This window comes from Enterobacter cloacae complex sp. ESBL7 (assembly GCF_041679625.1).
GTDB lineage: Bacteria > Pseudomonadota > Gammaproteobacteria > Enterobacterales > Enterobacteriaceae > Enterobacter > Enterobacter asburiae_B.
In genome coordinates this window covers 91,292-113,742 of record NZ_JBGORN010000010.1, presented here as the reverse complement: position 1 = coordinate 113,742, position 22,451 = coordinate 91,292, and the positions used below count along the sequence as shown (strand labels likewise).

The window sequence follows — 22,451 nt, the reverse complement described above, 5'->3', positions numbered from 1 at the left end:
ATAAGGTATAAATCACATTAAATAAAAGAAACCATTAAAACCATAGCTGCCATTAAAACTTCGCTTTTAATATGCCATTCCTCACATAAAGTAAGCCTTTGTGACTCTAAGCTGAACGCACAAAATAACCAAGGGGCTTATTATGAGCACAACTGACGATTCTTTCTCTGTTACCCACGACCCGATTGAAATTCAGCGGCCTTCGCTCAAAGAGCGCTGGTGGCATATTATGGATACCTGGAAAGTTGGGATTATTCCTCTGCCGCTGTTCGTTCTGGCGGGCGCGCTGATTGCGATTGATTGCCTGGGCGGAAAACTGCCGAGCGATATCGTGGTCATGGTGGCAACGCTGGCCTTCTTCGGCTTTGCCTGCGGCGAGTTTGGCAAACGCCTGCCGATTGTCGGCAAGCTCGGCGCGGCGGCGATTTGCGCCACCTTTATCCCTTCCGCGCTGGTTTACTATGGCCTGCTGCCGGACGTGGTGGTCGAGTCCACCACCAAGTTCTACAAATCCACCAACATTCTCTATCTCTACATCTGCTGCATTATCGTCGGCAGCATCATGAGCATGAACCGCACGGTGCTGATTCAGGGTTTCCTGCGCATCTTCTTCCCGATGCTGTGCGGTGAAGTTGTCGGCATGCTGGTGGGAATGGGCGTCGGCCTGGCGCTGGGTCTTGAGCCGTTCCAGATCTTCTTCTTTATCATTCTGCCGATTATGGCGGGCGGCGTCGGGGAAGGGGCGATCCCGCTTTCCATCGGCTATGCCACCCTGCTGCACATGGACCAGGGCGTGGCGCTCGGCCGCGTGCTGCCAATGGTAATGCTCGGCGGTCTGACGGCAATCATCATCTCCGGCTGCCTGAACCAGCTCGGTAAACGCTTCCCGCATCTGACCGGTGAAGGCCAGCTGATGCCTAACCGCGCGAATGCCGATGCCACCGTCTCTCAGCCTGCGTTTTCCGGCAAAGCGGACGTGACCACTATCGCCTCTGGCGCGCTGCTGGCGGTGCTGCTCTACATGCTGGGCATGCTCGGCCACAAGCTGATTGGCCTGCCTGCTCCGGTTGGCATGCTGTTTATGGCGGTCCTGGTGAAGCTCTGCAACGGCGCCTCTCCGCGTCTGCTGGAAGGCTCTCAGGTGGTGTACAAATTCTTCCAGACCTCCGTGACCTATCCAATCCTCTTCGCCGTCGGCGTGGCTATCACCCCGTGGCATGAACTGGTGGCGGCGTTCACCGTCAGCAACCTGCTGGTGATTGTCAGCACCGTTTCCGCACTGGTGGCGACCGGCTTCTTCGTCGGCAAAAAGATTGGTATGCACCCGATTGATGTCGCCATCGTCTCCTGCTGCCAGAGCGGCCAGGGCGGTACCGGCGACGTGGCGATCCTGACCGCAGGCAACCGTATGAGCCTGATGCCGTTCGCCCAGATTGCTACCCGTATCGGCGGGGCGATTAACGTCTCTGTCTCACTGCTGATTCTGGGCAACTTCCTCGTTTAAGTTTTCAGGAAAGAACAATGAAACTCGCAAGCTTTTTATACCAGGGAAAACGCAGCTACGGCATCGTCCAGGCCGACGGCGTGATTGATTTAGGCCGCCGTCTCGGCGACCGCTACAGCGACCTCAAGGCGCTGCTGCAGGGCAACGGGCTGGCGCAGGCCACCCGTTACCTGAACGATGCCGTGGACGTGCCGATGAGCGCCATCACCTTCTTACCGGTGATCGAGCAGCCGGAAAAAATCCTCTGCGTGGGCATGAACTATGCCGACAAGCGCAAGGAGTTTGACCAGCATAACCCGGCCCCGACGCTGTTTGTCCGCTTCCCGGATTCACAGACCGGCCACAACGAGCCGGTGCTGAAGCCACGCCACTCCTGCGAATTCGACTATGAAGGCGAGCTGGCGGTGATCATCGGTAAAGGCGGGGAGAACATCAGCCGCGATGACGCCCTGCGCCACGTGGCGGGCTACAGCTGCTACATGGACGGCTCCGCCCGCGACTGGCAGCACACCTGGTTCACCGCCGGTAAAAACTGGCGCAAAACCGGCGCGTTTGGGCCGTGGATGGCGACGGCGGATGAGATCCCGGATCCGCACCAGCTTGCGATCCGCACCTGGCTGAACGGCCGCATGGTGCAGGAAGACAACACCAGCAGCATGATCCACAAGGTGGCGGAGCTGATCGAGTACATCAGCACCTTCACCCGCCTCAGCCCGGGCGATGTGATCATCACCGGATCCCCGGGCGGAGTGGGTAAAAAGCGCAATCCGCCGCTGTTTATGAAAGAAGGGGATCGCATTGAGGTGGAGATCGAGCATATCGGTCATCTCAGCAACGTGATCGTGGAAGCGCCAGCCGTCGGGCTTGCGGCAGCACATTAAGAAAGACGGCATGAACAGTCAACCCATCGATTTTCGCCACACCGTCGTGGCGAAACACCCGGAACGCTTAAGCCAGATCCGCTACCTGCTGGCAGACAGCGGCCTTGGCCTGGACAACGACATCACGCTGTTTGTCGAAGCCTGGTCCGGCTCGCAGCTGGTGGGTTGCGCTGGGCTTGCTGCCAACGTCATCAAATGCGTGGCGGTTAACGAGCAGCTTCGCGGCGAGAACCTCAGCGCGCGGCTGCTGGCAGAGGTGGAAAATGCGGCGCTGGAGTGCGGCCATTTTCATCTCTTCCTCTGCACCCGTCCGTGCAACCGGGAGCGCTTTGCCCGCAGCGGCTTCTGGCCGATTGCCCAGAGCGGAAACAACGCGGTGCTGATGGAGAACACCCCGCAGGGGATCGAACGCTACTGCCGTTCCCTGCGCGCGAAGCGCAAGTGCGGGGAGAACGTTGGCGCGATAGTGATGAACGCCAATCCGTTCACCCTCGGCCACCGCCATCTGGTGGAGCAGGCGGCGCAGCGGTGCGATGCCCTGCATCTGTTCGTGGTGCGTGAAGACGCCTCGTTCTTCCCGTTCAGCGCGCGCCTCGAGATGGTGCGCGCGGGCGTGGCGCATCTGCCGAACGTGGTAGTGCATGAAGGCTCGCAGTACATCATCTCCCGCGCCACCTTCCCGGCCTACTTCCTGAAGGAGACCGGCAAAGTGCAGCAGGCGTGGAGCGAGATCGATGTGCTGATCTTCCGGGACTTTATCGCCCCGGCGCTCGGCATCACGCACCGCTTCATCGGCTCGGAGCCGTTCTGCGATATCACCCGCCAGTACAACCAGACGCTGCACGACCTGCTGGCCTCGCATATCGAGGTGGTAGAAATGCCGCGCATCAAGGCCACCGGCAACGCTATTTCAGCGTCCGAAGTGCGCCGCTTACTGAAGACACAGCAGTTTTCCCGGATCCGGGAGATTGTCCCGGACTCCACCTTCGCGCATCTCGAAACGCATTACCGTGCGAGTGCGGAAGTCGCTTAACTACCAGGAATTTATCATGAAAATTGTAAGGGAGGCGCTGGCCGGAACGCAGGAGTCCAGCGACCTGATGGTGAAAATCGCTCCCGCTCACGACGAGCTGGAGATAGTCATCCACAGTGAAGTGATTAAGCAGTTTGGCGAGCAAATTCGCCAGGTGGTCAACGACACATTGCGCGCCATGAACGTGCACCAGGGATTAATTATTATTGAAGACAAAGGGGCGCTGGACTGTGTGATCCGCGCCCGCCTGCAAAGCGCGCTGATGCGTGCCGCCGATGAACAGGCCATCAACTGGGGGGCGCTGAAATGAGCAAACTCCGCCGCAGCATGCTGTTCCTGCCGGGCGCCAATGCCGCCATGCTCTCAACCGCCTTTATCTACCGTCCCGACTCCATCATGTTTGATCTTGAGGACGCCGTCGCCCTGCGCGAGAAGGATACCGCGCGCATGCTGGTGTTCCACGCCCTGCAGCACCCGATGTATCAGGATATCGAAACCGTAGTGCGTATTAACCCGCTCAGCACGCCATTTGGCCTGCTGGATCTGGAAGCCGCCGTGCGGGCCGGCGTGGACGTGATCCGCCTGCCGAAAACCGACACGCCGGACGATATCTACGAGCTGGAAAGCCATCTCGAGCGTATCGAACAGGAGTGCGGCCGCGAGGTTGGCTCCACCCGCGTGATGGCGGCGATTGAATCGGCCATTGGCGTCATCAACGCCGTGGCGATTGCCCGCAGCTCTGTGCGCCTCATCGGGATTGCGCTGGCCGCCTTTGACTACGTGATGGACATGCAGACCGAGCGCGGCGACGGCACCGAGCTGTTCTACGCCCGCTGTGCCGTGCTGCACGCCGCCCGCGCAGCGGGCATCGACGCCTTCGACGTGGTGTGGTCAGACGTTAACGACGAGGCCGGGTTCCTGCGCGAGGTCGATCTGATCCGCAAGATGGGCTTTAACGGAAAATCGCTGATTAACCCGCGCCAGATTGACCTGCTGCACAACGCCTACGCCCCGACTCAGGAAGAGGTGGATCACGCCAGAAGGGTGATTGAGGCGGCAGAAGAGGGCGAGCGTAACGGCCTGGGCGTGGTGTCGCTCAACGGCAAAATGGTGGATGCACCGATTATTAACCACGCGCAGGTGGTGCTGGAGCGCGCGGCGGCCTCCGGCGTGCGTCGGTAAGGATAAAATAATGAATCAGACAGAACTTCTTCACGTGAATTTTCCCCATCTGCGGGACTTAAAACCCTTTGATACCGCCCACAGCGCCACGCCGTGGCTGGCGGACAGCGACGCGAAGCACAGCCGCAAGCTCTGCGCCTCTGTTGAAGAGGCGGTTAAGCGTTGCGGCCTCCAGGACGGGATGACCATCTCCTTCCACCACGCGTTTCGCGAAGGCGACCGGGTGATCAACACCGTCGTGGCGCTGCTTTCGCGAATGGGCTTCAAAAACCTGACGCTGGCCTCCAGCTCGCTGATGACCTGCAACGACGCGCTGATCGAGCATATCGAAAGCGGCGTCATCACCCGGATTTATACCTCGGGCATGCGCGGCAGGCTGGCGGACGCCATCTCCCACGGGCTGATGGACGAGCCGGTGCAAATCCACTCCCACGGCGGGCGCGTGAAGCTGCTTCAGGACGGCGAGCTGAATATTGACGTGGCGTTTCTCGGCGTGCCGTGCAGCGATGAGTTTGGCAACGCCAACGGCACGCACGGTAAATCGTGCTGCGGGTCCCTCGGCTACGCCATGGTGGACGCGCACTTTGCCCGTAAGGTGGTGCTGCTGACTGAAGAACTGGTGCCGTTTCCGAATATGCCCGCCAGCCTGGTGCAGGACCAGGTGGACTACATCGTGCAGGTTGAAAGCGTGGGCGACCCGGCGAAAATCAGCGTCGGCGCGGCGCGCGTCACCAGCAACCCGCGCGAGCTCATGATCGCCCGCTATGCGGCGGACGTGATTGAACACTCCGGCTACTTCAAACCGGGCTTCTCGATGCAGACGGGCTCCGGCGCGGCGGCGACCGCCTGCACGCGCTTTATGGAAGAGAAGATGGAGCGCAGCGGCGTGAAGGCGCGCTTTGCGCTCGGCGGCATCACCGGCAGCCTGGTGGATTTACACGAGAAGGGGCTCATCGAAAAGCTGCTCGATACCCAGTGCTTTGACGGCCAGGCGGCGGCCTCGCTGGCGCGCAACCCGAACCACGTGGAGATCTCCACCAACGTTTACGCCAACCCCGGCAGCAAGGCGGCAAGCTGCGACCAGCTCGACGTGGTGATCCTCAGCGCTCTCGAGATCGACGTCGATTTTAACGTCAACGTTATCACCGGCTCCGACGGGGTGATGCGCGGCGCGTCCGGCGGACACTGCGACGTGGCCGCCGCGGCAAACCTGACCATCGTCGTCGCGCCGCTGCTGCGTAGCCGTATTCCGACGGTAGTGAAGCGCGTCACCACGCGCCTCACGCCGGGCGAAAGCATCGACGTGCTGGTCACCGACCACGGCATTGCGGTCAACCCGGCGCGCCCGGAGATCCGCGAGCGCCTGCTGGAAGCTGGGCTCAAAGTTGTAGATATCAGCGCGCTTTACGAGCGGGCGATTTCCCTGACGGGCGTACCGAAACCAATTGAATTTACCGACAAAATCGTCGGGGTGATCCGCTACCGCGACGGCAGCGTGATCGACACCGTGCGACAGGTAAAGGAGTAGTTATGACAATAGCGACACCCGTGCGTGCGGGTGTCAGCCTGGACGAACTGCTGGCGGCGAAAGAGCGCCGCGCAGCGCGCCAGGCTGACATGCTTGAGCACTATCAACAACCGGTGATTTCCCTCACGCTGGTCACGCCAGGGGAAATCAAAGACAGCCTGCGCTATCGCAATACCATGGGCGTGGCGCTGCAAATGTGCGACCAGCTGCTGTGGGAAAACCGCTGGCAGGTGCTGGACCGTCAGGTGCTGTGGCTCCCGACCGGGCCAGAAGCCCTGTGGTGCGTGGCCCATCCGGCGGTGGAAATCAAAGCGCACTGCGCGGAGCTGGAGCAGACGCACCCGCTCGGCAGGCTGTGGGATCTGGACGTGATCTGCCCTCAGCACGGCCACGTCGGGCGTCAGTCGCTGGGGGCGAATCTCAGACGCTGCCTGATCTGCGACGAACCCGCTCATGCCTGTTCCCGTTCGCGCAATCACCCCGTTGAGCAGGTGGTTTCCCGCGTGGAGAAGACGATCGATGACTGGTTTGCTCGCGACTAAACCGCGCCCGGTTGACGTGCCCGCGCTTGCGGAGGCGGCGCTATGGCAGGAGCTGGAGCTGACGCCCAAGCCGGGGCTGGTGGACAAGCTCAATAACGGTTCCCATCGCGATATGGACCACGCGCTGTTCGTCCGCAGCATTGCGGCGATAACGCCGTGGTTTTCGCGCTTTGCCGAACTCGGTAACGCACATGCGGATAAATCCGCGGATGCACAGCTTCGGATTATCCGCCCGATGGGGATGGCCTGCGAGCAGGCGATGTACGCCGCGACGAACGGAGTGAACACCCACAAGGGCGGGATTTTTGCCCTGGGTTTACTGTGCTTCGCTGCCGGACGTGTGAAAAATATCTCCGCAGATAGCCTCTGTTGTGAGGTGAGTAACATCTGCAGCGGGCTGGTGTCGCGGGAACTGGCCGCGCGCAGCGGACAGGCGACGGCGGGCGAGCGGCAGTTTCAGCTGTACGGCTTAACCGGCGCGCGCGGAGAGGCGGAAAGCGGCTTTGCGACGGCGCGTAAGGCGCTGGCGCAGTGGAGCGGACTGTCGCTTCACGGTCTGCTGTTGCGCCTGATGGCGGTTAATCAGGACAGTAATCTCGTCTCACGCGGCGGCATTGAAGGGCTACGCTACGTTCAGGGATACGCGCGGGAATTACTGGCGAGTGGCTGGGATCGCGAGGCGCTGCTTAAGATGGATAAGGCATTGATTGAACGCAATCTGAGCCCGGGCGGCAGCGCGGATTTACTGTCAGTGGGGTGGGTGCTCTCTGCAATAAAATAGCCGGGTGGCGGCTTCGCCTTACCCGGCCTACGGTCTGGTTTTGTAGGCCCGGTAAGCGCAGCGCCACCGGGCACAACAATCAATGCGCTATCGGCTGCGCACCGTGCGGCTCGCGCACGTGCTTGTACTTGAACAGCGCGATGAACGCGAAGAACAGCACCAGAGAGTATGCCGCGAAGATCAGCCACACAGGCTGCCAGTTGGTAATGCCGTTGGTGGTGTACATCTCAACCACTTTACCGCTTACCACTCCGCCCAAAATACAGCCGAAGCCGTTGGTCATCATCAGGAACATACCCTGCGCGCTGGCGCGGATTTCAGGCTTCACCTCTTTTTCCACAAACACCGAACCAGAGATGTTGAAGAAGTCGAAGGCGCAGCCGTAAACGATCATCGACAGCACAAGCAGCACGGTACCAAACGCGCTCGGGTCACCGTAGGCGAACAGGCCGAAGCGCAGCATCCATGCCGCGATACTGATCAGCATGACGTTTTTGATGCCGTAGCGGCTCAGGAAGAACGGGATGGTCAGGATGAACAGCGTCTCAGAGATCTGAGAGATGGACATCATCACCGACGCATGTTCAACGATAAAGCTGCCGGAGAACAGCGGGTTGTTATCGAAGCTGTGCAGGAAGGTGTTGCCGAACATGTTGGTGATCTGCAGCTCTGCGCCCAGCAGCATGGAGAAGATAAAGAAGATCGCCATGCGTTTGTTTTTAAACAGCGCGAACGCGTCCAGGCCGAGCATGGTGCTCCAGCTCTGGTTTTTCTGCTGGTTAGAAACCGGAATGGTTGGCAGCGTCAGGGTGAAGATCGCCAGCACCACGGAAAGCGCCGCACCGATATAGAGCTGCATATGGCTCAGTTCGAAGCCTGCGAAGCTCACGCCCCACATCGCCATGATAAAGCCGATGGTACCCCAGATACGGATTGGCGGGAAATCGGTCACGATATCCAAATCCGCGGATTTCAGGCGGTAGTAGGAGATGGTGTTGATCAGGCCAAGCGTTGGCATATAGGCCAGCGAGTTAAGCAGGATCACCATGAACATCGCCCCCGGCGTGGTCACCTGGGCTGCCATAAACAGCGTCCCCGCGCCCACCAGATGGCAAAGCATGTACAGCCATTTCGCACTCAACCATTTATCCGCCACGATGCCCAGTAGCGTTGGCATGAAGACAGCCGCAATACCGAGCGAGCTGTATACGGCACCGATTGACGCACCATCGAACTTGAGCGTCACAAACATATAGGAGCCGAGTGTGGTCAGCCAGCTACCCCACAGGCAGAACTGCAGAAACGACAATATTTTAAGCTGCAGCTTAAGGTTCATGTTACTTTCCTCACAAGTGAGCGGGAGATATGTTGTTTTGGGAACATTCAGGGTTGTTATTTGATGCAATTCTATCAGTTGGCAACAATATGTTTTGTTACCTCCCGCAAAAAAATGCAATCCACATTAATTTGCAGTTTGGATTGTGATGCAAATAACATTTTCGTATGGGTAGGGTTGGATAGGTGCGGCCTGATGCCCTCACCCTGACCCTCTCCCACAGGGAGAGGGGAAACAGAACACCTTCTCCCACAGGGGAGAAGGTGTGCCGATCACCGGCGACGATAGTTCTTCTGCGCCGTATTCACCTTATACAGATAGCGACGGGATTCCGCAGACGGGTGACGAGTGGTGAGGGTAGAGTAGACATCCCCCGGCGCCATGCTGTTGATGATGTTCGCGGCCTGCACTTTGTCATTCGAGAAGACGCGCAGCACGCTGCCCGCGCCGCCGTTATAGGCGGTGATCACCGCATAGCGGCGCGACGTTGGGTTATCAATTCCGCCCAGGTACACATTGTTCAGCATCGCCAGGTAGGCGGTGCCGGTATCAATGTTGCTCTGCGGATCGAACAGATAGCTGCGGCTCGGCGTGCCGGATTTCCCCTGCGCGCGGAAGACGTCTTTACCGGCGCTGTGCTGCACTACCTGCATCAGCCCCAGGGCGTCGGAACGGCTCACCGCGTATGGGTTAAACGAGGATTCGGTCTGCATAATCGCCAGAATCAGCGACTCATCCACGCCGTACTTGCGCGAGGCCTGACGCACCATCCCAATGTACTTATGCGCACGCTTGTCGAGGTGGTTCGGGACGAGGTTGATGGTGACGCTGTAGATAATCTTCAGGCCGTTAGAGCGGCTTTTCAGGCGCGTCTGCAGCAGGTAGTCGGCAAATTTCGTGGCGCGACCTTCCCAGCGGATCGGCTGACCGGTCTGATCGACGACCTGACCGTACAGGAACGGCTCTTTCGAGATAGTGATATCGTCGGCATCGGAGTAGAGATCGATAGAGCCAGGATCGTCACCCATCAGCAGGGTTTTGACGATCGCCTGACGCAGTCGTGCCGCAGGGTCGGTGCCTGCAATGGTCTCAATCGTGATCGTACCCTCATCAAAGTTGATGTGGCTACGGGTCTGATAGGCGTCGGTGTACTTAACGTAGTCCTTAGGTCCGGCAATAAGAACTTCGTTAAATCCCCATATGTTCTCGATGTTGTGGGCAAACTGCCCCATCAAAATGTCAAAACCGTTGGTGTCCTTGATCCAGGCTTCGTTGTAATCTTCGCCTTTTTTTGACGAACACGAGACAAGCAACGGCGCAACAAGGGCTAGCGCTAAAAGTTTTTTCATCATTCCGGGAGTGCGTGTTGTGTTTGCTTTAACGGCGGGGTTTCCCCCGCACGCCGTTATTTTTCCGGTGGCGTATAGCCTTCGATGTGCACGTCTTTACCTTCGAACAGGAAGCTCACCATCTCCTGCTCCAGCAGCTTGCGGTGTTCCGGGTTCATCATGCTGAGTTTTTTCTCGTTAATCAGCATGGTCTGCTTTTTCTGCCACTGTCCCCAGGCTTCTTTGGAGATTTCATTGTAGATGCGTTTACCCAGGTCGCCCGGATAAAGCTGGAAATCCTGGCCTTCAGCGTCACGCTGCAGGAAAGTACAAAAAATCGTTCTGGCCATACTCATTCCTCTTTTTCTTGTCGATGCTAAACCATTGCACCGGCACGTAATTGCTGTAACAGGCGCTCCACGGGAGCCGCCAGTCCGACTGATGGCGGTTGCGCTAAGTTATACCAGAGAGCGGTGCCTTCATCCATGCACGAGGCAAATGACGACACGGGAAGCCACATGGGTACAATATCCAGGTGGAAATGGCTGAACGTATGGCGAAACGCGGTCAGCTGCGTCAGGTTATCGGCAGCAATCCCGCGCTGTTTAAGCCATTCACGCAGCAAATCTTCATCTTCAAACTGTGGGAAGCAGTATAGACCACCCCACAGACCGCTCGGTGGACGCTGGGCGAGGAAGACCTCGTCGCCGTGCTGCATCAGCAGCATATAGCCGGTGCGCTCCGGCAGCGTCTGTTTGGGTTTCTTACCCGGATATTGCGCCCACGAATGGTTGGCATACGCCACGCAGAGATTATTCACCGGGCAGAGTTCGCATTTTGGTTTTGAGCGCGTGCAGACCAGCGCGCCGAGATCCATCATCGCCTGGTTGAAACGCTCGACGCCGTTGGCCGGGGTGACCGCTTCACTTATTTCCCAAAGGCGTTTTTCGACGTCCTTCTTCCCCGGCCAGCCGTCGACGGCATAGCAGCGTGCCAGCACGCGCTTCACGTTGCCGTCGAGGATCGGGAAATGCTTGCCTAAAGACAGGGAGAGAATGGCGCCTGCGGTTGAACGTCCGACGCCGGGGAGATCGGCCACCTCGTCGAAGGTTTCCGGGAATGTCCCGTTATGGCGCGTCGCAACCTGCTGTGCGGCCTTGTGAAGGTTACGCGCCCGGGCGTAATAGCCAAGACCGGTCCACAGATGAAGAACCTCGTCCAGCGGCGCGTTGGCCAGATCGGTCACCGTCGGGAAGCGCGCCATAAAACGCTCGAAGTAAGGGATCACCGTGGCGACCTGCGTTTGTTGCAACATCACCTCGGAGAGCCATACTTTGTAAGGCGTTTTTTCAATTTGCCAGGGCAGGGTTTTACGCCCGTATTTGTCGTACCAGTCCAGCACCTGGGCTGAAAATTGAGAGGCTTGCATGGTCATCGATTCGCATAATCAGGGACGCAGATTGCAGCACAGCGTCAATCTGCTGTAAACCGGATCTTTCCCATGCTTGCATAGAAGCCTTAACTTTGGATAATGCCCGTTTCCCGAACATTCTCACAAGCAGACAACTCTTTTATGAAAAACGACGTCATTTCACCGGAATTTGATGAAAACGGTCGCCCGCTGCGCCGTATTCGCAGCTTTGTCCGCCGTCAGGGCCGCCTGACAAAAGGGCAGCAACATGCGCTGGACAACTACTGGCCGGTGATGGGCGTTGAGTTCAGCGAGCAGCCTCTGGACTTTACCGAACTGTTCGGCCGCGAAGCACCCGTCACGCTGGAGATCGGGTTTGGTATGGGCACCTCGCTGGTGACCATGGCGAAAGCGCGACCGGAGCAGAACTTCCTCGGTATCGAAGTCCACTCCCCGGGCGTGGGTGCATGCCTGGCAACGGCCCATGAAGAGGGCGTTGAGAACCTGCGCGTGATGTGTCACGACGCGGTGGAGGTGCTGCATAAAATGATTCCTGACAATTCTTTAACCATGGTTCAGCTCTTTTTCCCTGACCCGTGGCACAAAGCACGTCATAATAAACGCCGTATCGTTCAGGCGCCGTTTGCCGAGCTGGTGAAAAGTAAGCTGAAGCTGGGCGGTGTCTTCCATATGGCGACCGACTGGGAACCGTATGCGGAACATATGCTGGAAGTGATGTCGTCGCTGGACGGGTATAAAAACCAGTCTGAGAGTAACGATTATGTACCGCGTCCGGAATCGCGTCCGGTAACGAAATTTGAACAGCGTGGCCATCGTCTTGGTCACGGTGTATGGGACTTAATGTTCGAGAGGGTGAAATAATGGCAAAGAATCGTAGCCGTCGTCTGCGTAAAAAGATGCACATCGAAGAATTCCAGGAAGTGGGCTTCTCCGTTGCTTGGCGTTTCCCGGAAGGCACCAGTGTAGAACAGATCGATCAGGACGTGGATGCGTTCATCAATGACGTGATTGAGCCAAACAAGCTGGCCTTCGACGGTAGCGGCTACCTGGCCTGGGAAGGTCTGATCTGCACCCAGGAAGTGGGTAAATGCACCGAAGAACATCAGGCCCTGGTACGTAAATGGCTTGAAGACCATAAGCTCGAAGATGTCCGCGTCAGCGAACTTTTCGACGTTTGGTGGGACTAATAAAGCAGTAAGGGGCCAGCATTAGCTGGCCCATTTTGTCTGAGGGAGTGTTTAAGATGCGCAAAACGTTGCTGGCTGTTGCTTTGATGGCAACCGGATTCACCGCCCATGCGGATTATCAATGTAGCGTCACCCCGCGTGATGACGTGGTGTTAAGCCCGCAAACCGTGCAGGTCAAAGGCGAGAACGGCAATCTGGTGATTACGCCGGATGGTAACGTGACGTTTAACGGCAAGCCGCAAAACCTGACTGCCGCGCAGCGCGAGCAGGCGAAGGATTACCAGGCTGAGCTGCGTACCGCACTGCCGTGGATTAACGACGGCGCGCTGACCCGCGTTGAGAAAAGCCGCGTCGCGCTGGATAAGATCATTACTAAAGAAGTGGGTGAGAGCAGCAACATGCGCACCCGCCTGACGAAGCTGGACAAGCAGCTTAAAGAGCAGATGAACCGCATTATCGAGACGCGCTCCGACGGCCTGACGTTCCATTACAAGGCGATCGATCAGGTCCGTGCTGACGGGCAGCAGCTGGTGAACCAGGCGATGGGCGGCATCCTGCAGGACAGCATCAACGAGATGGGCGCCAAAGCCGTGCTGAAGGGCGGCGGTAATCCGCTGCAGGGCGTGCTGGGCAGCCTGGGCGGCTTGCAGACCTCCATTCAGAACGAGTGGAAGAACCAGGAAGATGATTTCCAGCAGTTCGGCAAAGACGTGTGTAAACGCGTGGTGTCGCTGGAAGATAGCCGGAAGGCGCTGGTGGGGACGCTTAAGTAATTTCCCCTCACCCTAACCCTCTCCCCAAAGGGGCGAGGGGATGGTTTGCTCCCTCTCCCTTTCAGGGAGAGGGCCGGGGTGAGGGTTGCAGCATTTGCAGTATTTCAAGGATCTTTTCTAACACCGCCTCTTCGTTATTCCAGAGTTCGTTGTTCCAGAATCGAATGACATGCCAGCCTTTCTCGTTAAGCCAGCACGTTCTTTGAAGATCGTATTCCTGCTTTTCATCATGTTGCCCACCATCCAGCTCAACAGCCAGATGAGCCGCGCAGCAGGCGAAATCCAGAATGTAGTGATCTACAGGATGTTGTCGACGAAATTTATAATTTTCGAAACGGCGGCTGCGCAGTAGATACCAAAGCCGCCTTTCTTCTTTTGTCAGCTCACGTCTGAGCTGTTTTGCATAAGAACGAGTAATTTCCATCCCCACACTCTGCCAGCCTTTCCCTCAGCTGGCAGAACGGGATGCAAAATCCTGAACAAGCCTTCAGGATTCTTCGGCGAGGAACAGCTCAAGAAGAGAGTTTAAGAACAGCTTGCCGTGCTCGGTGATCTGCCAGTATTCCTCACTCTCGGTGAGATACCCCTGCGCCAGCGCCTCGTCGATCTGCGGGCGAATCACCGACTCCGGCAGCCCGGTGTAACGCGTAAATTCCGCGCGCGGCGCGGCTTCCAGCAGACGGAAGCGGTTCATGAAGAACTCAAACGGTTTATCCGCCGCCTCAACGTCGTGCTGGCGTTCCAGGTAGCGGCCTTCCATGTATCCGCGCGGATGGCGGGTTTTGGCGGTGCGCAGAATGCGCCCGTCCGGGAAGGTCACCTTGCCGTGCGCGCCGCAGCCAATCCCCAGATAGTCGCCAAAGCGCCAGTAGTTCAGGTTGTGCTGGCACTGGTAGCCCGGCTTCGCGTACGCGGACGTTTCATACTGCTGATAGCCCGCAGCGGTTAGCAGCCTGTGACCCTGCTCGAAGATATCCCACAGCGCGTCGTCGTCCGGCAGCACCGGCGGGCGGGAACCGAACAGCGTGTTTGGCTCGATGGTGAGCTGATACCACGACAGGTGCGGCGGGTTCAGTTCGATCGCCTGGCGCAGGTCGTTCAGCGCCTCTTCCAGCGACTGATCCGGCAGGCCGTGCATCAAATCCAGGTTAAAGCTGCGAAGGTTAAGCCCCGTTGCCAGGTGTGCCGCGCGCTTTGCCTCTTCCGGGCCGTGAATGCGCCCCAGACGTTTCAGCTTCGGCTCGCTAAAGCTCTGCACGCCGATGGAGATGCGGTTCACGCCCGCGCGCTGATAGTCGACAAAACGGTCGGCCTCAACGGTGCCGGGGTTGGCTTCCATCGTAATTTCAGCATCTGCCGCCAGGTTCAGGCGCGCACGCACGCCGTCCAGCAGCGTCTGCATTGCCGGGCCGGACAGCAGGCTCGGCGTACCGCCACCAATAAAAATGGTCTTAACTTCACGTCCCTGTGCGTAAGCGACATCGGCGTCCAGGTCGGCCAGCAGATGCGCAACGTAGTCATCGTGCGGCACTTCGCCCTTCAGCGCGTGCGAGTTGAAATCGCAGTACGGGCATTTCTGCACGCACCACGGGATGTGAATATACAGACTCAGAGGCGGCAAATTAGCCATTACGCAGTGCTTCCAGTAACAGTTTCAGCGCGCGTCCACGGTGGGAAATCGCGCTTTTCTCTTCGCGGGTCAGTTCCGCAGCGGTTTTGCCCTCGGTCGGGACAAAGAAAATCGGGTCGTAGCCAAAGCCGCCGTTGCCAGCTGCTTCATGGGTAATCACGCCCGGCCAGCTGCCGTGGCAGACAATCGGCGTCGGGTCTTCCGCGTGGCGCATATAGACCAGCACGCAGTGGAACTGCGCGGTGCGCTGTTCGTCCGGTACGTCTTTCAGGGCGACAAGCAGCTTTTCCAGATTCTGCTGGTCGGTGGCGTCAACGCCGGAATAGCGCGCAGAGTAAATCCCCGGCGCACCGCCGAGAAAATCCACGGCCAGGCCGGAGTCGTCGGCAATCGCGGGCAGGCCGGTAATCTGCGCGGCGTGGCGCGCTTTCAGGATCGCGTTTTCGATAAACGTCAGCCCCGTCTCTTCGGCGGACTCCACGCCAAGATCGGTCTGGGCGACCACGTCCAGCCCAAAATCATTTAATAGCGAGGCCAGCTCGCGCACTTTACCGGCGTTGCCGGTCGCGAGAACAACTTTCTGCATGGTTTAGTCCTGTTCTTTCAGAGCCGCGACTTCCGTCGGGATAGATTGCGGATTAAGGATTTTTACCTGTTTATGTCGCCCAAGTTCACCTTTTTCAATGATGACCTGGCTTTTGGCGACGCGAAACTGTTTTGCCAGATATTTGGTCAGATGCGCGTTCGCCTGGCCGTCAACCGGCGGGGCGGTGATGGCGACCTTTAACTCGTCGCCATGCAGCCCAACAATACCGTCACGGCTGGCTTTTGGCTGAATATACAGCCGCAAAACCAGCCCGTCAGCGCAGGTGCTTACGGCACTCATAGCGCCATCCACAGCCCCGGCAGCAGCATATCGCCCGTGGACTGTAACAGCTCAGCGATCCCCATATTAACCACGTACAGCAGCAGAACCAGGATCATCGGCGAGAAATCAATACCGCCCATCGAAGGCAGCAGGTTGCGAATCGGGCGCAGCAGCGGCTCGGCCAGTTGGATCAGCGCATATTCTACCGGGCTACGGCCCTGGCTTACCCAGCTCATGATGGCCATGACCAGCAGCACCCAGAAAATCAGCAGGCCGATGGTTTTGATTAAAATCAGGACCGCAGCAATCCAGATAATCGGCTGGAAGGTGATGACCATAAACAGCACGATCGCTTTGATAACGCTCAGAATAAACGCCACCAGCAGAGACGAACTGTCGATGGGACCCATTGCCGGGATAATGCGGCGCAGCGGTCCGACAACAGGTTGCGTGATTTTCACGACAAACTGCGAGAACGGATTGTAAAAATCACAGCGGGCCCACTGCATCCAGACGCGCAGCAAAAGCGCCATCGTATACAGCTCAAGCACTGTTGAGAGCAGGAAAGTCAACGTCTTCATGGCGTTCCTCAGGTTTCCTTATTATTTTGAGTAGTCGCGCGCACCGAAAATTGCCGTGCCGATGCGCACCATAGTGCTGCCTGCCGCGATGGCGGCTTCCATATCATCCGACATGCCCAGTGAAAGCGTGTCTACCGTGTTATAGCGCGCTTTAAGCGCCTCAAATGCTACAGCCATTTGCTGTGCCACGGCAAACTGCCTTTCATAACTTGACTCAGGCGCAGGAATGGCCATCAGCCCGCGCAGGGTCAAGCGCGGCAGTTCGGCCACCTCGGTGGCCAGCGCCTCCAGCTCGCTCAGCGCAATGCCGGACTTGCTGTTTTCGTCGCTGATGTTGACCTGAATAAGCACGTTGAGTGCCGGCATTTCTGCCGGACGCTGGTCATTCAGACGGGTAGCAATACGCAGGCGGTCGATGGTGTGGCACCAGTCGAAGTGCTCTGCCACCAGACGGCTTTTGTTCGACTGCAGGGGGCCAATAAAGTGCCACTGCAGATCCGTATTTCCCTGTTCCTGGAAGTAGCGAATTTTATCCACGCCTTCCTGCACGTAGTTTTCACCAAACGCCCGCTGGCCTGCATCAATAGCTTCTGCGATGGCGCTCGCAGGCTTGGTTTTGCTGACTGCAAGCAGCGTAATTTCTTCTGAAGCACGGCCGCAACGCGCTGCGGCGGCTGAGATTTTGTCCCGGACCTGTGCCAGGTTATGCGCAATGTCGTTCATTTTCCGAGGAGTAGTCTATGGATGTGGAAGAAATTGTGGCCCTTAGTGTAAAGCATAACGTCTCCGATCTACACCTGTGCAGTGATTCGCCACCGCGCTGGCGCAGATTAGGCCGGCTTGAACCCGCTCCCTTTCAGCCTCCCGACGTTGGGGCGTTATTAAAAGCGTGGCTTAACGATGAGCAGCAGGGAACATGGTGGGCAAAGGGGCAGGTGGATTTTGCCGCAACGGTAACGGGAGGCCAGCGCCTGCGCGGCAGTGCCTTTAAGCAGATGAGAGGTGTTTCTGTGACGCTGCGGCTGTTGCCGCGTAGCTGTCCGCAACTCTCTTCGCTGGGCGCGCCGCGGGCAATCCCGGAACTGTTATCCAATGACGCCGGGCTGATTCTGGTCACGGGGGCGACCGGCAGCGGCAAATCCACTACGCTGGCGGCGATGGTCGATTTTCTAAACCACCATGCTGATGGCCATATCCTCACGCTTGAAGATCCGGTGGAGTTTATCTACCAGAGCGAACGTTGCCTGATCCAGCAGCGGGAGATAGGTCAGCACAGCCCGTCATTTGCCGAAGCGCTGCGCAGCGCCTTACGCCAGGATCCGGACGTTATTTTGCTGGGGGAGCTGCGCGACAGCGAAACGATCCGCCTGGCGCTGACGGCGGCGGAAACCGGCCATCTGGTGCTGGCGACGCTGCATACGCGCGGGGCATCGCAGGCGATTGAGCGGCTGGTCGATACGTTTCCGGCGCAGGAGAAAGATCCGGTGCGTAGCCAGCTGGCCGGCAGCCTGCGGGCGGTGCTGGCGCAGAGGCTGCTTCCCGATCTACAGGGCGGGCGCGTCGCGTTGTATGAACTGCTGGTGAACACAGCGGCGGCGGCGAATCTGATTCGTGAAGGGAAAACGTGGCAACTGCCCGGCATCATTCAAACCGGTCAGCAGGCAGGAATGCAGAACTTTGACCAGAGCCTGGCGGAGAGACGGGCGCAGGGGCGGCTGTAGGCCCCTGGGTTTAAAAGCCCTGTTCGAAATAGCTTTCGAGGATGATTACTGCTGAAGCGGAGTCCACGCTGCCTTTGTTGAGCGCCCGGAAGCCGCCGAGCTCAAACAGGCCCGCACGCGCTTCGACGGTGCTGAGACGCTCGTCGTGAAGCTTCACGGAGACGCCAAAGCGGCCATGGATTTTATTGGCGAACTTACGCGCCCGGGCGGTAAGCGGCTGTTCTGTGCCGTCCATGTTCAGCGGGAGCCCAACAATCACGTCATCCGGCTGCCACTCTTTGAGCAGACGCTCGATAAGATTCCAGTCTGGCGTGCCGTCGTTGGCCTTCAGGGCCGTAAGCGGACGCGCGGTACCGGTGATGCGCTGACCCACGGCGACGCCAATGCTTTTAGTACCAAAATCGAAGGCCAGAAGCGTTCCGCTCATCAGGCGTGCCCCGCTACGCCGGGCATGGTCAGGATATCAATGCCAATCAGCTTCGCCGCGTCACGCCAGCGATCGGCGATCGGAGTTTTAAACAGGATATTCATGTCCGCAGGCGCCGTAAGCCAGGCGTTATCGAGGATCTCTTGCTCAAGCTGGCCTTTCTCCCACGACGAATAGCCCAACGCCACCAGCACTTCAGAAGGCTGCTCAGCGGTGCCCAGCGTTTCAAGCACGTCGCGCGAGGTCGTGATGACGGTGTTATCCGAAATTCGAATACTGGAAGAGAATACCGGCGGCGTATGCAGGATAAAGCCGCGATCTTCTGCAAGAGGTCCACCCAGCATCACCGGTTTATCAAGCCGGATTTCCGGCAGTCGCGCTTCAGCCGGTATTTTCAGCTTGTCCAGAATTCCTTCAACCTGAAGATTTTCCAGTGGTTTATTGATGATAATACCCATCGCGCCGTCTTCATTGTATTCACAAATATAAACCACGGCGCGGCGAAAAATCGGGTCCTGGAGAGCAGGCATGGCAATAAGAAAGTGATGCTGTAAATTCATTGTCAGAGGTACTGTTTCCTGGTTTAAAAAGCGACAGCGCCCAGTATGGGGACAAACACAGGCGCTGTCACTAATAGTATTGTTAGGTTATTTCTGTAAACGTTTTTCGATAGCGTCCATCAGCATTCCGGTGATCGAAATCGGGAATTCCGCTTCAATTTCACGAATGCAGGTCGGGCTGGTGACGTTCACTTCGGTCAGACGATCGCCGATGATATCCAGGCCAACGAAGATCAGGCCTTTGGCTTTCAGCGTCGGGCCAACGCGGCGGGCAATTTCCCAGTCGCTTTCGGTCAGCGGGCGCGGCTCACCGCGGCCACCGGCTGCCAGGTTCCCACGAGTTTCGCCACCCTGCGGGATACGCGCCAGGCAGTAAGGAACCGGTTCGCCATCCACAACCAGAACGCGCTTATCGCCGTCTTTGATCGCCGGAATATAGTTTTGCGCCATGCAGTAGCGCGTACCCAGTTCGGTCAGCGTTTCGGCAATCACGCCAATGTTCGGGTCGCTCTCTTTCACGCGGAAAATCGACGCGCCGCCCATGCCGTCCAGCGGCTTCATGATGATATCGCCGTGCTTCTGCCAGAATTCTTTGAGCTGCGCTTTGCTGCGGGTCACCAGGGTTTCCGGCGTCAGGTCAGAGAACCAGGCGGTGTAGAGCTTCTCGTTGCAGTCGCGCAGGCTCTGCGGCTTGTTGACGATCAGCGTGCCTTTCTCTTCTGCACGCTCAAGGATGTAGGTGCTGTAGATATATTCGGTGTCGAACGGCGGATCTTTACGCATCAGGATGACGTTGAGATCGGCCAGGGCAATATCCTGCTCGGTGCCGAACTCGTACCATTTGTCGTAGTTCTGCTCGACGTTAACGATGCGGGTGCGCGCGCGGGCTTCACCGTTGATCAGGTAAAGATCGTTCATCTCCATATAGTGGAGTTCATAGCCGCGACGCTGCGCTTCCAGCAGCATGGCGAAGCTGGAATCTTTCTTGATGTTAATGTTTGCGATGGGGTCCATCACGATGCCGAGCTTGATCATGTTCTTCTCCGTTAATGCTTCAACCCAGATCGCCAAACCGTACCTGTAGCGCGGTAATGGCCGTGAGTGCCGTTGTCTCAGTGCGCAGAACGCGAGGTCCCAACAGAATATCAGTAAACTGGTAACGTGCCGTCATCGCAATTTCATCCGCCGACAGGCCGCCTTCGGGGCCAATCAGCAGGCGTACGCGCTCAACGGGCAGAGGCAGCGTATTGATGCTGGCGCTGGCGCGCGGATGAAGATTGAGCTTCAGCCCGCTCTCCTCTTCTGCACACCAGTCCTCCAGATCCATCGCCGGGCGGATCTCCGGAATACGGTTGCGGCCACTCTGTTCGCAAGCCGCAATGGCAATTTTCTGCCACTGCTGGATCTTTTTGTTCAGACGTTCCGCATCCAGTTTAACGCCACAGCGTTCAGAAAAAAGTGGCGTAATGAGGCTTACACCCAGTTCAATGGATTTCTGTATGGTGAACTCCATTTTCTCGCCGCGCGACATCACCTGGCCCAGATGGATGTGCAGCGGTGATTCCCGGTCATCCACTTCGCCACGCAGGACGTTAACGTGTACGCTTTTTTTATCGGACCGCGTGATTTCCGCGTCGAAAACCTGGTTCGAGCCGTCGAACAGCTGTATTGCCTGACCTGCGCCCATGCGCAGCACGCGGCCAACGTGGTTGGCGGCGTCATCAGACAGGGCGATTTCGCGGCCTGCGGTAATCAGTTCAGGATGGTAAATGCGGGGAATGCGCATAGTCAGAAATTCCATGTGTCATGCGATATAAGCGAATTGCCGTAGTGTAGGTTAGCTCTTTTGCGCCTGGCAAGCCCGCTGGACGTAAGGGTTGTGATTCCCCTGGACTCTGGCGATACGTTCGTCGCGCTGGCATTCCCACTCCGTCACCGGGTACTGCTTGTCCCAGGCGTTGAACAGTTGCGTCTGCTGGCGGGAGAGGTTGAGGTCGTAACGGTCGCGCATATAGAAGTAGGTGCGGGCAATGCTGCCGCGCGCGCGCGCAGGGGGCTCGGCGACTTTCTCTTTAAAATCAACCTTCATACCGCACTGGCCGTACTGGCCTTCACCACCGTTCCACTGGCTGTACATGAAATTACCCCGGTCGCCGTTCACTTCACCAACGGCAGGCTGCAGGTTATGCATATCGCTTTCTATCTGGCGATAAACCGGATCTTTGGCGCAGTTTTTACGTCCGCCATCCTGCCAGCACTGGCGCTGGTGGCCAAACTGCCAGGCCGGAACGACATGTTCCCATTCAATGCGGCTGGCGCGGTTTTCGTTTTTACGCACCTTATAGCCGCAGGACTCAAGGTCAACGACCCCTTTTTTACCCTGCCAGTTAATTTTACAGCCGCAGTAGAAATCGCCCGGCACATCGGCGTTCACCTTCACGCCTGCTGCCTTGGCCTGGGAAAAACTGTTGATACCGTCGGCCAGAGCATGGCCTGAGAGCGCCGTCGTCAGAAAGGCGACCGCGAGAGAAAAATTACGGGACATCTTACACTCCGTGTCAAAACGAGCCCGCAACGTAACGAATGTTGTTCCCGTATGCAATCAGTCAGATCAGGAAAGTTCCTGAAAGTTCAGATGATTATTCCGCAACCAGCGGCTCGCCGCATTTGACGCAGCGGTAGGTCGCCTCGCCGCGCACCACGCGATTATGGCGGCGGACGGTAAGCTGGTGCTGCTGACACTGGCAGCGGTAGGGGAAGGTATTGCGGCGCACCGATTCCAGCTCGAACTGATGGGTACGGCGTGCCGGAACGCCGAGCACCGCTTCCATCATCCACTTCCACTCCTTGCCGTGGGGCGCGACGCGTCCGAAGTGTTTCCACACCAGCAGATGCGCCAGCTCGTGCGGTACCACTTCCTCGATAAACGCCTGCTGGTTTTCCATCATCAGCACCGGGTTAAGGCGGATCTCATAGGGCTCGAGCCAGGCGGTGCCCGCTGCGGTTCCGCGCTGCTGATATACGATCTTAGGTTCAGGGTAATTACGGCCGAGCTTCAGGTTCGCCTGGGCGAGTTTTTCCCGCAGGCTGCGCATAACGGCTTGCTGAACGGCAATGGGGAGACGGGGTGCTTTCATAGGGGCAGAGCATAAAGCGC

General features: G+C 57.9%; 28 protein-coding genes. 12 read left to right on the top strand and 16 right to left on the bottom strand.

Annotated features, from left to right (window positions below; translation table 11 throughout):
• The first annotated feature begins 142 nt into the window (after window positions 1-142).
• Genes ACERY3_RS21840 through citG form a run of 8 tightly spaced genes read left to right on the top strand, consistent with a single transcriptional unit; the run spans window position 143 to window position 7,451 of the window.
• Entirely contained in the window at window positions 143-1,504 is a 1,362-nt protein-coding gene (locus tag ACERY3_RS21840; protein WP_033146621.1) for a 2-hydroxycarboxylate transporter family protein, read from the top strand.
• Window positions 1,505-1,521: 17 nt separating this feature from the next.
• Window positions 1,522-2,385, top strand: coding sequence for a fumarylacetoacetate hydrolase family protein (locus ACERY3_RS21835; protein WP_047060409.1), 864 nt, complete (start codon window positions 1,522-1,524; stop codon window positions 2,383-2,385).
• 10 nt (window positions 2,386-2,395) lie between these two features.
• The gene (gene citC, locus ACERY3_RS21830) at window positions 2,396-3,418 is read left to right on the top strand and encodes a [citrate (pro-3S)-lyase] ligase (protein ID WP_047650161.1); all 1,023 of its coding nucleotides are present in this window, start codon (window positions 2,396-2,398) and stop codon (window positions 3,416-3,418) included.
• 16 nt (window positions 3,419-3,434) lie between these two features.
• Complete coding sequence (gene citD / locus ACERY3_RS21825; RefSeq protein ID WP_096150635.1) at window positions 3,435-3,728, top strand: citrate lyase acyl carrier protein; 294 nt, start codon at window positions 3,435-3,437, stop codon at window positions 3,726-3,728.
• Window positions 3,725-4,600 carry a citrate (pro-3S)-lyase subunit beta gene (gene citE, locus ACERY3_RS21820; RefSeq protein WP_232938713.1) on the top strand — a complete coding sequence of 292 codons (876 nt, stop codon included), beginning with the start codon at window positions 3,725-3,727 and terminating at the stop codon, window positions 4,598-4,600. The genes citD and citE overlap by 4 nt, the downstream gene beginning before the upstream one ends.
• A gap of 10 nt (window positions 4,601-4,610) precedes the next feature.
• Complete coding sequence (gene citF / locus ACERY3_RS21815) at window positions 4,611-6,128, top strand: citrate lyase subunit alpha (RefSeq protein WP_373226481.1); 1,518 nt, start codon at window positions 4,611-4,613, stop codon at window positions 6,126-6,128.
• 2 nt (window positions 6,129-6,130) lie between these two features.
• Window positions 6,131-6,670: a citrate lyase holo-[acyl-carrier protein] synthase gene (gene citX, locus ACERY3_RS21810; RefSeq protein ID WP_047060414.1), complete on the top strand. Its 540-nt coding sequence runs from the start codon at window positions 6,131-6,133 to the stop codon at window positions 6,668-6,670.
• Window positions 6,648-7,451, top strand: coding sequence for a triphosphoribosyl-dephospho-CoA synthase CitG (gene citG, locus ACERY3_RS21805; RefSeq protein ID WP_048979378.1), 804 nt, complete (start codon window positions 6,648-6,650; stop codon window positions 7,449-7,451). Before citX ends, citG begins: the two co-directional genes overlap by 23 nt.
• 79 nt (window positions 7,452-7,530) lie before the next feature.
• On the opposite strand, the gene ACERY3_RS21800 is transcribed toward citG, so the two are convergent.
• The 4 genes from ACERY3_RS21800 to mutY all read right to left on the bottom strand — a co-directional run bounded on the left by ACERY3_RS21800 (window position 7,531) and on the right by mutY (window position 11,544).
• Entirely contained in the window at window positions 7,531-8,787 is a 1,257-nt protein-coding gene (locus ACERY3_RS21800; protein WP_029740744.1) for a nucleoside permease, read from the bottom strand.
• Between the two features lie 272 nt (window positions 8,788-9,059).
• Window positions 9,060-10,136 (bottom strand): membrane-bound lytic murein transglycosylase MltC, encoded by a 1,077-nt coding sequence (gene mltC / locus ACERY3_RS21795; RefSeq protein WP_033146615.1) that lies wholly within the window; start codon window positions 10,134-10,136, stop codon window positions 9,060-9,062.
• A 56-nt stretch (window positions 10,137-10,192) separates the two neighbouring features.
• Window positions 10,193-10,465 carry an oxidative damage protection protein gene (locus ACERY3_RS21790; RefSeq protein WP_023309138.1) on the bottom strand — a complete coding sequence of 91 codons (273 nt, stop codon included), beginning with the start codon at window positions 10,463-10,465 and terminating at the stop codon, window positions 10,193-10,195.
• A 26-nt stretch (window positions 10,466-10,491) separates the two neighbouring features.
• A complete protein-coding gene (gene mutY, locus ACERY3_RS21785) occupies window positions 10,492-11,544 on the bottom strand; it encodes an A/G-specific adenine glycosylase (protein ID WP_176662570.1) in 1,053 nt (350 codons plus the stop codon).
• Between the two features lie 144 nt (window positions 11,545-11,688).
• On the opposite strand from mutY, the gene trmB reads away from it, so the two are divergent.
• From trmB to ACERY3_RS21770, 3 genes are read left to right on the top strand one after another with little or no spacing between them, the layout of a single operon-like run.
• Entirely contained in the window at window positions 11,689-12,408 is a 720-nt protein-coding gene (gene trmB, locus ACERY3_RS21780) for a tRNA (guanosine(46)-N7)-methyltransferase TrmB (RefSeq protein WP_029739764.1), read from the top strand.
• Window positions 12,408-12,734: a YggL family protein gene (locus tag ACERY3_RS21775; protein ID WP_014885198.1), complete on the top strand. Its 327-nt coding sequence runs from the start codon at window positions 12,408-12,410 to the stop codon at window positions 12,732-12,734. The genes trmB and ACERY3_RS21775 overlap by 1 nt, the downstream gene beginning before the upstream one ends.
• A 56-nt stretch (window positions 12,735-12,790) precedes the next feature.
• Window positions 12,791-13,507, top strand: a complete 717-nt coding sequence (locus ACERY3_RS21770; protein WP_058841913.1) for a DUF2884 domain-containing protein — start codon at window positions 12,791-12,793, stop codon at window positions 13,505-13,507.
• A gap of 61 nt (window positions 13,508-13,568) precedes the next feature.
• On the opposite strand, the gene ACERY3_RS21765 is transcribed toward ACERY3_RS21770, so the two are convergent.
• The 6 genes from ACERY3_RS21765 to ACERY3_RS21740 form a co-directional block, all read right to left on the bottom strand.
• Window positions 13,569-13,931: an endonuclease domain-containing protein gene (locus tag ACERY3_RS21765; protein ID WP_072210869.1), complete on the bottom strand. Its 363-nt coding sequence runs from the start codon at window positions 13,929-13,931 to the stop codon at window positions 13,569-13,571.
• Window positions 13,932-13,994: 63 nt separating this feature from the next.
• Window positions 13,995-15,137, bottom strand: coding sequence for a radical SAM family heme chaperone HemW (gene hemW, locus ACERY3_RS21760; protein ID WP_033146610.1), 1,143 nt, complete (start codon window positions 15,135-15,137; stop codon window positions 13,995-13,997).
• Entirely contained in the window at window positions 15,130-15,723 is a 594-nt protein-coding gene (locus tag ACERY3_RS21755; RefSeq protein ID WP_045403921.1) for an XTP/dITP diphosphatase, read from the bottom strand. Before ACERY3_RS21755 ends, hemW begins: the two co-directional genes overlap by 8 nt.
• A gap of 3 nt (window positions 15,724-15,726) precedes the next feature.
• Window positions 15,727-16,023, bottom strand: coding sequence for a DUF167 family protein YggU (yggU, locus tag ACERY3_RS21750; protein ID WP_023309131.1), 297 nt, complete (start codon window positions 16,021-16,023; stop codon window positions 15,727-15,729).
• Window positions 16,020-16,586, bottom strand: coding sequence for a YggT family protein (locus tag ACERY3_RS21745; protein WP_023309130.1), 567 nt, complete (start codon window positions 16,584-16,586; stop codon window positions 16,020-16,022). The genes yggU and ACERY3_RS21745 overlap by 4 nt, the downstream gene beginning before the upstream one ends.
• A 21-nt stretch (window positions 16,587-16,607) precedes the next feature.
• Window positions 16,608-17,309, bottom strand: a complete 702-nt coding sequence (locus ACERY3_RS21740) for a YggS family pyridoxal phosphate-dependent enzyme (RefSeq protein ID WP_058841911.1) — start codon at window positions 17,307-17,309, stop codon at window positions 16,608-16,610.
• A 17-nt stretch (window positions 17,310-17,326) separates the two neighbouring features.
• On the opposite strand from ACERY3_RS21740, the gene ACERY3_RS21735 reads away from it, so the two are divergent.
• The gene (locus tag ACERY3_RS21735) at window positions 17,327-18,307 is read left to right on the top strand and encodes a type IV pilus twitching motility protein PilT (protein WP_058841910.1); all 981 of its coding nucleotides are present in this window, start codon (window positions 17,327-17,329) and stop codon (window positions 18,305-18,307) included.
• Window positions 18,308-18,317: 10 nt separating this feature from the next.
• On the opposite strand, the gene ruvX is transcribed toward ACERY3_RS21735, so the two are convergent.
• From ruvX to ACERY3_RS21705, 6 genes are all read right to left on the bottom strand, one after another.
• The gene (gene ruvX, locus ACERY3_RS21730; protein WP_058841909.1) at window positions 18,318-18,734 is read right to left on the bottom strand and encodes a Holliday junction resolvase RuvX; all 417 of its coding nucleotides are present in this window, start codon (window positions 18,732-18,734) and stop codon (window positions 18,318-18,320) included.
• The gene (locus ACERY3_RS21725; protein WP_008499752.1) at window positions 18,734-19,294 is read right to left on the bottom strand and encodes a YqgE/AlgH family protein; all 561 of its coding nucleotides are present in this window, start codon (window positions 19,292-19,294) and stop codon (window positions 18,734-18,736) included. The genes ruvX and ACERY3_RS21725 overlap by 1 nt, the downstream gene beginning before the upstream one ends.
• Before the next feature lie 87 nt (window positions 19,295-19,381).
• Window positions 19,382-20,329 carry a glutathione synthase gene (gene gshB, locus ACERY3_RS21720; protein WP_029739222.1) on the bottom strand — a complete coding sequence of 316 codons (948 nt, stop codon included), beginning with the start codon at window positions 20,327-20,329 and terminating at the stop codon, window positions 19,382-19,384.
• A 19-nt stretch (window positions 20,330-20,348) separates the two neighbouring features.
• Window positions 20,349-21,080, bottom strand: coding sequence for a 16S rRNA (uracil(1498)-N(3))-methyltransferase (gene rsmE / locus ACERY3_RS21715; protein WP_023309126.1), 732 nt, complete (start codon window positions 21,078-21,080; stop codon window positions 20,349-20,351).
• A 51-nt stretch (window positions 21,081-21,131) separates the two neighbouring features.
• Window positions 21,132-21,839 carry a deoxyribonuclease I gene (gene endA / locus ACERY3_RS21710; RefSeq protein WP_182931176.1) on the bottom strand — a complete coding sequence of 236 codons (708 nt, stop codon included), beginning with the start codon at window positions 21,837-21,839 and terminating at the stop codon, window positions 21,132-21,134.
• Window positions 21,840-21,933: 94 nt separating this feature from the next.
• Window positions 21,934-22,431 carry a SprT family zinc-dependent metalloprotease gene (locus ACERY3_RS21705; RefSeq protein WP_033146604.1) on the bottom strand — a complete coding sequence of 166 codons (498 nt, stop codon included), beginning with the start codon at window positions 22,429-22,431 and terminating at the stop codon, window positions 21,934-21,936.
• Window positions 22,432-22,451: the final 20 nt, after the last annotated feature.

Coding starts and splice junctions, on each gene's coding strand:
- ACERY3_RS21840 (WP_033146621.1), top strand. CDS start 143: ATGAGCACAACTGACGATTCTTTCTCTGTTACCCACGACCCGATTGAA.
- ACERY3_RS21835 (WP_047060409.1), top strand. CDS start 1,522: ATGAAACTCGCAAGCTTTTTATACCAGGGAAAACGCAGCTACGGCATC.
- citC (WP_047650161.1), top strand. CDS start 2,396: ATGAACAGTCAACCCATCGATTTTCGCCACACCGTCGTGGCGAAACAC.
- citD (WP_096150635.1), top strand. CDS start 3,435: ATGAAAATTGTAAGGGAGGCGCTGGCCGGAACGCAGGAGTCCAGCGAC.
- citE (WP_232938713.1), top strand. CDS start 3,725: ATGAGCAAACTCCGCCGCAGCATGCTGTTCCTGCCGGGCGCCAATGCC.
- citF (WP_373226481.1), top strand. CDS start 4,611: ATGAATCAGACAGAACTTCTTCACGTGAATTTTCCCCATCTGCGGGAC.
- citX (WP_047060414.1), top strand. CDS start 6,131: ATGACAATAGCGACACCCGTGCGTGCGGGTGTCAGCCTGGACGAACTG.
- citG (WP_048979378.1), top strand. CDS start 6,648: ATGACTGGTTTGCTCGCGACTAAACCGCGCCCGGTTGACGTGCCCGCG.
- ACERY3_RS21800 (WP_029740744.1), bottom strand. CDS start 8,787: ATGAACCTTAAGCTGCAGCTTAAAATATTGTCGTTTCTGCAGTTCTGC.
- mltC (WP_033146615.1), bottom strand. CDS start 10,136: ATGAAAAAACTTTTAGCGCTAGCCCTTGTTGCGCCGTTGCTTGTCTCG.
- ACERY3_RS21790 (WP_023309138.1), bottom strand. CDS start 10,465: ATGGCCAGAACGATTTTTTGTACTTTCCTGCAGCGTGACGCTGAAGGC.
- mutY (WP_176662570.1), bottom strand. CDS start 11,544: ATGCAAGCCTCTCAATTTTCAGCCCAGGTGCTGGACTGGTACGACAAA.
- trmB (WP_029739764.1), top strand. CDS start 11,689: ATGAAAAACGACGTCATTTCACCGGAATTTGATGAAAACGGTCGCCCG.
- ACERY3_RS21775 (WP_014885198.1), top strand. CDS start 12,408: ATGGCAAAGAATCGTAGCCGTCGTCTGCGTAAAAAGATGCACATCGAA.
- ACERY3_RS21770 (WP_058841913.1), top strand. CDS start 12,791: ATGCGCAAAACGTTGCTGGCTGTTGCTTTGATGGCAACCGGATTCACC.
- ACERY3_RS21765 (WP_072210869.1), bottom strand. CDS start 13,931: ATGGAAATTACTCGTTCTTATGCAAAACAGCTCAGACGTGAGCTGACA.
- hemW (WP_033146610.1), bottom strand. CDS start 15,137: ATGGCTAATTTGCCGCCTCTGAGTCTGTATATTCACATCCCGTGGTGC.
- ACERY3_RS21755 (WP_045403921.1), bottom strand. CDS start 15,723: ATGCAGAAAGTTGTTCTCGCGACCGGCAACGCCGGTAAAGTGCGCGAG.
- yggU (WP_023309131.1), bottom strand. CDS start 16,023: ATGAGTGCCGTAAGCACCTGCGCTGACGGGCTGGTTTTGCGGCTGTAT.
- ACERY3_RS21745 (WP_023309130.1), bottom strand. CDS start 16,586: ATGAAGACGTTGACTTTCCTGCTCTCAACAGTGCTTGAGCTGTATACG.
- ACERY3_RS21740 (WP_058841911.1), bottom strand. CDS start 17,309: ATGAACGACATTGCGCATAACCTGGCACAGGTCCGGGACAAAATCTCA.
- ACERY3_RS21735 (WP_058841910.1), top strand. CDS start 17,327: ATGGATGTGGAAGAAATTGTGGCCCTTAGTGTAAAGCATAACGTCTCC.
- ruvX (WP_058841909.1), bottom strand. CDS start 18,734: ATGAGCGGAACGCTTCTGGCCTTCGATTTTGGTACTAAAAGCATTGGC.
- ACERY3_RS21725 (WP_008499752.1), bottom strand. CDS start 19,294: ATGAATTTACAGCATCACTTTCTTATTGCCATGCCTGCTCTCCAGGAC.
- gshB (WP_029739222.1), bottom strand. CDS start 20,329: ATGATCAAGCTCGGCATCGTGATGGACCCCATCGCAAACATTAACATC.
- rsmE (WP_023309126.1), bottom strand. CDS start 21,080: ATGCGCATTCCCCGCATTTACCATCCTGAACTGATTACCGCAGGCCGC.
- endA (WP_182931176.1), bottom strand. CDS start 21,839: ATGTCCCGTAATTTTTCTCTCGCGGTCGCCTTTCTGACGACGGCGCTC.
- ACERY3_RS21705 (WP_033146604.1), bottom strand. CDS start 22,431: ATGAAAGCACCCCGTCTCCCCATTGCCGTTCAGCAAGCCGTTATGCGC.